The following is a 6,842-nucleotide window of genomic DNA, read 5'->3' as shown; positions in this document are numbered from 1 at the left end:
GCCAGCACGTCATGCCCGACCCGAAGCCGAGTTCCTGCGGCAGATGCTCCCATGAGATCCCGGTGTGCAGCACGAACAGGATCCCCTGGAAGACCAGACGGTCCGGGTGCCGCTTGCGCCCGGGATGCCGGGCCCGACGCTCCACTTTCGGCAGCAGCGGCTCGACCACAGCCCACAACGCGTCATCAACATCCCACGGCTTCGGCCGAGCCACCCCACACCCCCGGATCAACAGTCCCGGAGTGATCCAACCACCTCAAAGATCATTTCGTTAGGAGTTCTTAAAGCGGGTCGCCGCAACTCCTACAGGTGTCTTCGTCATCGTCGTACATAACGCCGCAGCAGTACGTGGGGCCGCCGCTGACTTCATAGCAAGCGCTGCACATCTGAGACTCGTCGTCCCAGTCAGTCGCGTTCTCGACGGGATCGTCACACCCTGTACAGACAAGCGCTGTCACCGCGCGTCACCCCAGCAATCGGAGGAGGTAAACGGAGAGCAGTAATCGCTGTCGTGTCGCTCGGAGTAGTCGCTCATGTTGGCTGTCGGCTTACCACAGTTCGGACACGTGGGGTGTTCACCCGGACATGTGCGGTTGTTGTGCCCATCGAGCCACATACCCTGCATGCCATGACGACAGAGTAGATGAACCTCAGCCGTCGGACCCAGGGCTTCAGCAAAGACTGGATGACGTCCGGTTTGTAATCATGCGAGGCCGAGGAACGCGAGGGGTCGGCAGGCGTTGCGGCGGAGGCCGGCGGCCATGTTCTTGACGCCGCCCAGCCGCATGGCGCCGATGGCGAGATTGCGCCAAGTCGCCATCGCTCGGTGTGCATTGCCTGTCCGCAGTTGGGAGGCGTCCTCGGCGAAGGTGGTGTCGCGGACGTGGTGCAGGGCCTCGATCTTCCAGTGATCCCGGACCAGCTGTGCGAGCCGGGCGGGGGCGGCCTGCTCGGCGGCCAGGCTGGTCACCGCGTAGACGGTGGTCTTGCCGGTCTTGCGGTCGGTGCGGCGGCGCTTGATCTGGACGGCCTGGCAGGCGCCGGGAAAGAGTAGGTTGTTCACGGTGGCGACCTTGATTCGGCGGATCTCCACGCGGCCGTGGCCGCTGCCGCGCGTGCGGCCCTGGAGCGGGATGCCCTTCCAGGGAAGGGACTTCAGCTGCTTGCGCAGTTTCTTCTGATTGCCCTTGACGATCGCGATGGAGTGGGCCCGCCGGCCCAGAAGGTAGCCGGCGTGCTCGCGCTGGGTATGCAGTGCATCGCTGGTGACGACCGTCCCGGCCAGGTCGGCGACGGTGTCCAGCAGCGGCTGGAAGCAGGTGGTCTCGCCGGTCTTCTCACCGACGTCGAACTGGGCCAGGACCAGGCCGGTGTTGTGCTCCACCGCCGCAAGAAGGTGGATCTTCCGTCCCCTCGCCCTGGCCGCGCCGCGCAGCGACTTGCCGTCCACGGACAGTCCGCGCAACCCGGAGCCGACGGGGCAGCGGTCGGCGAGCCAGCCGCCCACCGCCCGGTCCAGGGCGTCGCCGTCGACGCGCGCGAGCAGTCCGCCGGGTGCTGTTCGAAGTCAGCCGTCAGTGGCTGCAGCAGGCAGCCGACGGCGACATGGCCATCGAGAGAGTCGACCTCTACATCCAGATCAGTGAACGGTTCGACGTCTTTGCCGACGCCCAGGGTATCCACCGAATGGATGATGTCACCGGACAACTGACCGACTCGTTCATGGGCGCGCCCGGCCGCGACCGCCACGACAACATCATCCTCGTTCCGAAAGACAGCACACGGCGGCAGCGCCGCTCCGCCCTCGCCTCCCTCTTCGCGCACGCCCGGGCCCTCGGCATGACCCAGGCCGTGCCCCTGCACTCCGAACGCGGCATGCCTGCGACCCGGCATGCTGCCCTGCTGGCCCTGCTGCTGTCAGGCCTCGGTAGCGCCGAGACCGCTCAGGCGACCCCCAGCGACCTGGACCTCGCACTAGCCACCGTGACCACCGAAGGCAACTCGCGCACCACCCCCAGAACCTACCCGCTCAGCCCCTGGGCCGTCCGCGCCCTCCGCCTGCGCACCGACTACCTAGCCGAGCACCGGCCAGGCCAGCGCCGCCTCGTCACCAGCGACTCCTCCACCCCGTACGCGGCGCAGGCCAACGTCGGCGCTGGCTTCAACGACATCGCACGGCTCTCGGGCCTCGCCACCACCGCCCGCAGGGTCGAACCCCGCGACATCACCCGCTACGTCGCCCGCCAGGTGCTGCTGCAGACCGGCCAGATCTCCGAAGTCGCCCGAAGGCTCGGCCTCTCGTCCCTAGACAACGCCGCCGACCTCGCCGGACTGGCCTGGAAGATCGGCGGAGATCCGCGATGACACCCCACAGGGCCACGCGCCCCAAGCGCACGTCCAAGACCACCCGCAAGCCCAAGAACACCTCGCCGCCGTACATCTACGGAACGATCCCCAACGACACCTTCGGAGCGAAGAGCGACCCACCAGAACTGCACGGGCCGCAAGCCCCGCACCTGATCACCAACCGCCGTTTCGCCTACCTGATCAATAACCCGGACCTCTACGCCGCGGCCGATACCCTGCCCGGGCCCCGACCGGTCGGCCGACCTCCGCACCATCCCCCCGTCATCTACCTGATCTTCCTGTGCTCGATCTCCGTCTTCGGCTCCGCACGCGCGACCGCTGCCCACTTCCAGGATGAGGACTGGTGGAAGCGCATCCGCTCAGCAATCCGCACACACCTGGGCGACGAGGCCGCAGACGCACTGCGGCCGACCGGCCCCACCCGCAGCAACTGGAATCACTACTTCCGGCGGCACCTCAAGCCCGCTCACGACAAGATCGTGACATCAGCAGCGACCTGTGGATTGAGCAGGCCCTGGCGCACGGCATGCTCTGCGAAACCAGCAAAAGAACTAGCCGCGTCCGCCCCGAGCGCCAGCAGGTCCTCCACGGCGACGCCACCGTCGCAAGACCTCCCTCCGGGCATTCCGAACACGAGACGGTCGACAAGAGGACCGGCGAGATCCGCCAGCGCCGCGTCGACGAAGACGCCGGCATCTGCATCGAAGGCGGCGGCAAGCAGGTCTACGGCAACAAGTTCCTCTCAACCGCCGTGCGCCTGGCCGCCACCCCTCACAGCCGCGTGATCCTCGCCCTGGAATCCATCCGCCACAAATCTGTGAAGGAAGACCCCGAACGCGAATCGGAAGGCGTCGCCCTGGTCGCCATGGTCAAGCGCATCCTCAAGCGCGCCCGCGGCACCAAGGCCGTCACCTACGACGCCGCCCTGCGCGGCAAGCACCGCGCACCCCTCATCGCCGAAGGCCTCGTCGTGTTCACCCCACAGCACGACGGGCTCACGCCCCAGTCGCTCCTGCGCCACAAGGACGGCTCCTGCTCCCACGACCTCTACGTCGCCGAGGGCAGAGTGTGCGAGCGCCGCTTCATCGACGGCAACGAGACGCTCTACACGCCTCTGCCCGTCGAAGAACTCGAGTGCCGTGATGGAAAGAACAGCACCCGCTTCTACCACCGCATCACCATCCCCTGCCCCACCAAGACACACCAGATCCGGATTCGCGTCGACGAGACCGACGAGGACAGGCAGGTCGACCCGAAGACGAAGAAGCAGCGCTTCAACCGCACCGAACATCTCCGCCAGGTACCTCCCAGCACCCCCGCCGGCCGCCGCCTGAAAGGCTTCCGCCAGGACAGCGAGTCCATCCACTCCCGCTTCGACCAGGCCTACCCCATGAGCGAGTCCCGGCATATGGCGCCCGGGGAGCCCTGTTGATCTACCTCGGCTACGCCTGGCTGAACAACTCGATCACCCGGGCACTCAACGCACTCCACTCCTGACACCCTCCACAGGCCCCCACCCCAGAACCCGGTCACAGGACAAGATCCCTAGCCCGCCACACCCCCGTACATCGAGCACGCCACCCGCTACACTGGCGGCGGCGAGCAGACCCTCACCGGTCGATCACCAACCTGTCCAAAACATGTCAAGAACCGGCTCCGTGCATTGCGCCGTTTTAGACACATTTTTGTACAGATCCCCGCCTCCGTAGCTCAGGGGATAGAGCACCGCTCTCCTAAAGCGGGTGTCGCAGGTTCGAATCCTGCCGGGGGCACCGGGCAGAAGGCCCCGGGCCGATCATGGTCCGGGGCCTTTGACATCCACTTCTGACATCAACGAGGGCGGTCACTGACGACCGGGACGCCTCCGCAGCAGCCGATTCATGTGGCTCATGGCCTCGCGCCGGGTGTCCTGCACGACGTGCGTGTACACGTCCATGGTGATCCTGACTGCGAGTGGCCCAGGATCTCCATCACGACACGGGGTGCGACCCCGGCCGCCGTGAGAAGTATGGCCGTGCCGGGCATCGTCCAGGCGGTTCACGCGGAGACCGGCGGACTGTGGCCGACCGGATGGCCGCCAACCTCAACCGCTACCGCTCCTTCACCCGCGTCGCACACTCCCTGATCGGTGCTCGCATCAGGGGGATCTACGCGGGACAAGCCGGCGCGCCAGCTCATAGGCTGGTCTTCTGGCGGCGGCCGGCCGCATAGGGAGGCAGGTGCGCGTGCATCCCGGAACGGAGATCCCGAGCGGCCCCTGCCTCTCTCCGGGAGCGGGCGCCGCTTCTGCTTCGGCGACTCGGGGCGGGCGGGCTCGTCACCGCTGCGGTAGGCATCCCGGGTGTCGGGCCGGGCGATTGCGCGGGTTGCGCACACGGGATGCGCCTTTCGCCCGCTGCGCAGTCCTCGGCAATCGCCACCAACTGGCCCGCCGGCCGTCGCATGCTGGACCTCCGACCCGGCCGACCGGAGGCACCCATGACACTGAGGTTCATCGGCACCACCAGCGAGCACGGCAACTGCCCGACGCTGTACGAGGTCGTCGAGACCGGCGACATCGTGGTCCAGGGCGACAACCTCACCGACGCCGAACACCTCTCTCAGCTCCGCGACCTCGGCGTCAAGGAGGGCTCTGTCGTCATCCCGCGCGAGCTGCTCACCCGCTTCGCGCCCAAGGAGTGACCCCGTGCCGCTGATCCCCTTCAAGGAGATCACCCACCTGTTCACCGAGTTCCAGCACACGGCGTTCCGTTTGGAGACCCGCCGCGGCTACGCCACCGACCGCGCCGGCGCCCGCTATCAGGCGTTCGTGCGCGCCATCGCACCGCAGCCCGAGCCGGATCACCCGTGGAATCTGAACGTGCGGGCCAAGGCCGAGCAGGGGGCGCGGTTCTCCCGCGTCCGCTTCGTCGACGAACCGCCCACCAGCGGACAGCGGTTCCTCATGGCGACCGCGGCCGGGAACGTCGACGCAGGCGAGGACATCCGCGTCCTGACCCGCGCCGACGCCGAGGCACTCGGCCTGCCCGACACGGATTTCTGGCTGTTCGACTCGCAGACCCTGGTGCGGATGCACATCGACGCCGCCGACACCACGGTCGGCGTCGAGCTGGTCGACGACCCCGTCGAGGTGTTGGCCGCCTGCCGGGCCCGGGATGCTGCCCTTGCCGCCGCACGCCCTTCTGCGGAGGTGTGGGCGCAGGTACGTTCGTCCGCGTGAGCAGCGACCTTCAGCACGGCCGGGAGGCCCTCGGCGCGCGGCTCCGTGAGCTCCGCGCCGAGGCCGGCATCGACGGGAAGACGCTCGCGGCCCGCCTCGGCTGGCAGCGTTCCAAGGTGTCCCGGCTCCAGAACGGCCGCCAGACGGCCACCGAGGCCGACTTGGACGCATGGGCCACGGCCGTGGGCGTTCCCGAGCAGGCCGGCGAGCTGCAAGCCCGCCTGCGGGGCCTGGAGTCGCGGCAGCGGCACTGGCGCCGCCAACTCTCCGCGGGGCACGCGCCCGTGCAGGACCGGTACGTCGTCGAGTACCAGCGCACCGCCACCGTGCGCGGCTATGAGGCGAGCGTCATCCCCGGTCTGTTCCAGACGCCCGCCTACGCCCGCCAGCTGCTCGTGCAGAACGCCGAGCTGATGCGCTCCCCCAGGGACACCGACGCCGCCGTACAGGCCCGCATGCGCCGCCAAGAGGTGCTGTACGAGCCGGGCAAGCTGTTCCGCATCCTGATCTGGGAGGCCGCGCTGCATGCTGTCGTCGGCGACCGCGAGGTGATGGCCGGCCAGCTCGATCGTCTCGTCGGGCTCATCGGCGTGTCCACGGTGGAGCTCGGCATCGTGCCGCTCGGTGCGCCGATGCGGCTCACCCCGAAGCACGGCTTTTGGATCTTCGACGAACAGCGGGTCGTCGTCGAGACCATCAACACAGAGCTGCAGTACGACTCTGCCGACGACCTCACCCTCTACGGGCGCGTCTGGGACCAGCTCGACGAAGCCGCGGCCTACGGTCCCCGCGCCCACCGGCTGATCGCCCGCGCCCGCGGCTCGATCGCGGCAACCTGAGCAAACGGCCACAACCCCGTTGGCGTCCCGTGCAATCCCGCGCAATCCGACCGACAGGCAACCCACGCACTTCGTGCGGAAGGCCTGCGCCGACAAGCCTTCAGCCGCGAACGCGGAGCGTGACCAGGGCGGACCGGTGGCCGACGCGGGCAGTCCTCCCGGAACGGATGCGGCATACATGGGGCCGGGGAACCCCGCGAACACAGGAGAACCGCGGAGGGGTTTCTTCCAGGCCCAGGCCCACGCACTCCGCAACCACTGTTTCCGCAGCTCACAGGCCCGATCACGGAAAACCCCAAAGCGGGTATCGCAAGCTCGAATCCTGCCGGGGGCACAACGCGTTACCGCTCCGAACCGGGATTCCCCCAGGGGCGGGCTCCTGCTCGGCCTCGGACTCCTCGTCCGAGGCCGTTTGC

Annotated in this window: 7 protein-coding genes, 1 tRNA gene and 1 pseudogene; 6 read left to right on the top strand and 3 right to left on the bottom strand. The window is 68.1% G+C overall.

Annotated elements, in window-relative coordinates:
- Both GTY84_RS00845 and GTY84_RS00840 read right to left on the bottom strand, forming a co-directional pair.
- A partial coding sequence (locus tag GTY84_RS00845) for a transposase (RefSeq protein ID WP_161224043.1) occupies positions 1 to 214 on the bottom strand: 214 nt, incomplete at its 3' end.
- 489 nt (positions 215 to 703) lie between these two features.
- On the bottom strand, positions 704 to 1,507 hold the full coding sequence (locus tag GTY84_RS00840) for an ISAs1 family transposase (protein ID WP_345943292.1): 804 nt from the start codon (positions 1,505 to 1,507) through the stop codon (positions 704 to 706).
- A gap of 98 nt (positions 1,508 to 1,605) precedes the next feature.
- Here GTY84_RS00840 and GTY84_RS00835 point away from each other — a divergent pair, with 98 nt between their 5' ends.
- The 3 genes from GTY84_RS00835 to GTY84_RS00825 all read left to right on the top strand — a co-directional run bounded on the left by GTY84_RS00835 (position 1,606) and on the right by GTY84_RS00825 (position 4,139).
- Positions 1,606 to 2,364 carry a hypothetical protein gene (locus GTY84_RS00835; protein WP_237531938.1) on the top strand — a complete coding sequence of 253 codons (759 nt, stop codon included), beginning with the start codon at positions 1,606 to 1,608 and terminating at the stop codon, positions 2,362 to 2,364.
- A 346-nt stretch (positions 2,365 to 2,710) separates the two neighbouring features.
- The gene (locus GTY84_RS00830) at positions 2,711 to 3,799 is read left to right on the top strand and encodes a hypothetical protein (protein ID WP_237531937.1); all 1,089 of its coding nucleotides are present in this window, start codon (positions 2,711 to 2,713) and stop codon (positions 3,797 to 3,799) included.
- Positions 3,800 to 4,066: 267 nt separating this feature from the next.
- Positions 4,067 to 4,139: transfer RNA gene (locus GTY84_RS00825), tRNA-Arg, on the top strand.
- A 71-nt stretch (positions 4,140 to 4,210) separates the two neighbouring features.
- Here GTY84_RS00825 and GTY84_RS00820 read toward each other — a convergent pair.
- A pseudogene (locus GTY84_RS00820) lies at positions 4,211 to 4,423 on the bottom strand (site-specific integrase); the annotation flags it as partial.
- A gap of 422 nt (positions 4,424 to 4,845) precedes the next feature.
- Here GTY84_RS00820 and GTY84_RS00815 point away from each other — a divergent pair.
- The 3 genes from GTY84_RS00815 to GTY84_RS00805 are packed head-to-tail and all read left to right on the top strand — an operon-like array spanning position 4,846 to position 6,426.
- Positions 4,846 to 5,049: a hypothetical protein gene (locus GTY84_RS00815; protein WP_161224041.1), complete on the top strand. Its 204-nt coding sequence runs from the start codon at positions 4,846 to 4,848 to the stop codon at positions 5,047 to 5,049.
- Positions 5,050 to 5,053: 4 nt separating this feature from the next.
- Positions 5,054 to 5,587 (top strand): DUF6879 family protein, encoded by a 534-nt coding sequence (locus GTY84_RS00810; RefSeq protein WP_161224040.1) that lies wholly within the window; start codon positions 5,054 to 5,056, stop codon positions 5,585 to 5,587.
- A complete protein-coding gene (locus GTY84_RS00805) occupies positions 5,584 to 6,426 on the top strand; it encodes a helix-turn-helix transcriptional regulator (protein WP_161224039.1) in 843 nt (280 codons plus the stop codon). The genes GTY84_RS00810 and GTY84_RS00805 overlap by 4 nt, the downstream gene beginning before the upstream one ends.
- The last annotated feature ends 416 nt before the right edge of the window (positions 6,427 to 6,842 follow it).

It is taken from the genome of Streptomyces sp. SID8352, from assembly GCF_009862265.1.
In the GTDB taxonomy this organism is placed as follows: Bacteria; Actinomycetota; Actinomycetes; order Streptomycetales; family Streptomycetaceae; genus Streptomyces.
This window is presented reverse-complemented; position numbering and strand designations above follow the sequence as displayed.